2 protein-coding genes and 1 pseudogene are annotated in these 1,960 nt (G+C 66.0%); all 3 read right to left on the reverse strand.

Translation table 11 applies throughout. The features are described 5' to 3' along the window. Positions 1-322 (reverse strand): annotated as a pseudogene (locus BN1056_RS02745) (ATP-dependent DNA helicase PcrA); the annotation flags it as partial. A gap of 907 nt (positions 323-1,229) precedes the next feature. Next, positions 1,230-1,658 carry a nuclear transport factor 2 family protein gene (locus tag BN1056_RS02750; protein WP_210578879.1) on the reverse strand — a complete coding sequence of 143 codons (429 nt, stop codon included), beginning with the start codon at positions 1,656-1,658 and terminating at the stop codon, positions 1,230-1,232. Positions 1,659-1,722: 64 nt separating this feature from the next. Beyond that, positions 1,723-1,960, reverse strand: a 238-nt coding sequence (locus BN1056_RS02755) for a DapH/DapD/GlmU-related protein (RefSeq protein ID WP_280516425.1), incomplete at its 5' end; no start/stop codon positions are given.

The raw sequence follows: 1,960 nt of genomic DNA on the forward strand, positions 1-1,960 counted from the left end.
CACCCGCGGCGCTGCCGTCGACGCCGGCGCGGGCGCGCGCGGCGGCGGCGTTGGCCTGGGCGCGGGCGACAAGAGCCGAGACCTCGGCCTGACGCTCCTCCCAGGTGGGGGCGACGGCGGCCGCGTCGGCGGCGGAGGGGGCGGAGGTCTCCTCGTCGGGGCCGTAAGCAGCCAGATCCTCCTCGGCGGGAGGCTCGACGTCGGCCCACGAGTCGTCGTCCCAGGCGACACCGGCCGGGTCGAGCGAGGGCAGGACTGTCTCCGGCGGCGGGGTGTCATTGCCAGAGCCGGGCATGGGCAGGGCGCCGAAGAGGGCGTTCATCGCATCGTTCATCGTAGGGCCAAGCCTAGACGGTTTGCTGCCCTGCCCCGGCTGCTGTCCGTGGTAGCCGTGCCGACAGCCTTGAAACTGTCCAAGATCGGCACGAACGCCACCGCCTGGAGCCGCCACACCCGACGAAACCGCAGAATACCAACGATCTGCTAGGTGCCACTCGCCGTCTCAGACTCCTTTGTGCCGATCTCGGACATTTCCCACCGCCGTCCGTTGCCGGGTCAGTTCACCGCGCCGGGGTTGACTGCCTGTGCCTCCCAGGGACCGATGGTGAGGCCATCTGCTACGCCACTTCGGGGTTAACAACGCCTGTTAACGGTCTGCTGAAGGGCTCCGAGGTATACAGCAGACCGTTAAGTAGCGTTGTTAACGCCCAACCGGCGTAGCTGACAGCCTCTTCCTTTCTTCGGGTAAGGAGGGATAGCGGGCCAACGTGTGGGTGGCATGCTGAGCTGTCTGCCTGCGGGCGTGCTGGCAGCATCCGACTTGCCGTCGGCCCGCATATCGCTGTGGATGGTGGCCCAGAGTGTCACCAGTCGGGACAAACGAGCCTTAACACCTGCCGGGGGTGATCCGGCACCCGCATGATTCCAACGTTTCGCTCACGGCCGCCGGCACCGCCGGACCCGTTTGTCCCGAATCATGACAATCACCCCCTTGTTGGCTCTCGGTCTTGGTCAAGTTTCTTGGCGTGTTTCGGTGACAAGTATCTCGCCCCACCGCGCACACCCCCCATACCGGAAGAACCGGTAATCCCGGCCTGGCACAGCCCACCAAGCGAGCAGTCTTGAATTGCAAGACGTGGGCACCGCCGCCTTTTGGCCAAAGCCACGGCTGAGCCCGCCCTCGAAATCGGGGGCGGGCTCAGCCGTAGCCGCATCGCGAGTAGTGCGCGTCAGTAGTCGCGCGTCTGGGAGATCACGAAGTGCTGCTCACGGCGGCTGATGCGCCACACGCCGTCGCGCAGAACCAGGGTGTCGATGTAGCGGATCGAGTGGGACAGGAGCACGTCCTTGCCGTCCTGTTCCTGGACGAGCAGGGCCTGCCCGTAGTGGACATCGGTGGCGGTGTCGCCGTCGATCGTGATGACCTGCTGGCCATTGATGTGGAAGGAGGTCTTAACGGCGGCCATGGCGGCTCCGAAGAGCTCGACCAGCTGGTCGGCGCCGTCGAACTCCATCATCTTCGAGCCGTCGGCGTTGTACACCTCGACATGAGTGTCCGGGGTGAACAGCTTGGACTGCTCGGCGACGTCGATCTCCAGGTTGGAGAAGCGGTCGATGACCTCGCGGATGGCGTCCTTGTGCTCGAGTTCGGTGGGCATGAGTGTTCTCTACTTTCTCAGGGTGGTTCGGGTTGAGGCTGCGCGGCATGGGCCGACCGCTCGGCTACTTCTCGCGGATCACTCGCGCCGGCACCCCGGCGACGACGCTGCGGGGCGGGACGTCCTTGGTCACCACGGCTCCGCCGGCGATGACGGCGTCGTCGCCCACGGTGACTCCGGGCATGATCGAGGCACCCGCACCGATCCACACCCGCCGGCCGATGTCGATGGGGTGGCAGTTGAGGATGGTGACGTCGTCGAGCCGATGGTTGTCGGTGACGGCGGTGACATTGGGCCCGATG

Origin of the sequence: Actinomyces succiniciruminis, from assembly GCF_900002405.1 — a bacterium.
GTDB lineage: Bacteria > Actinomycetota > Actinomycetes > Actinomycetales > Actinomycetaceae > Actinomyces > Actinomyces succiniciruminis.

What these genes read in the sequence shown, in the direction of transcription:
- BN1056_RS02750 (WP_210578879.1), bottom strand. Translation starts at nt 1,658, where the DNA reads ATGCCCACCGAACTCGAGCACAAGGACGCCATCCGCGAGGTCATCGAC.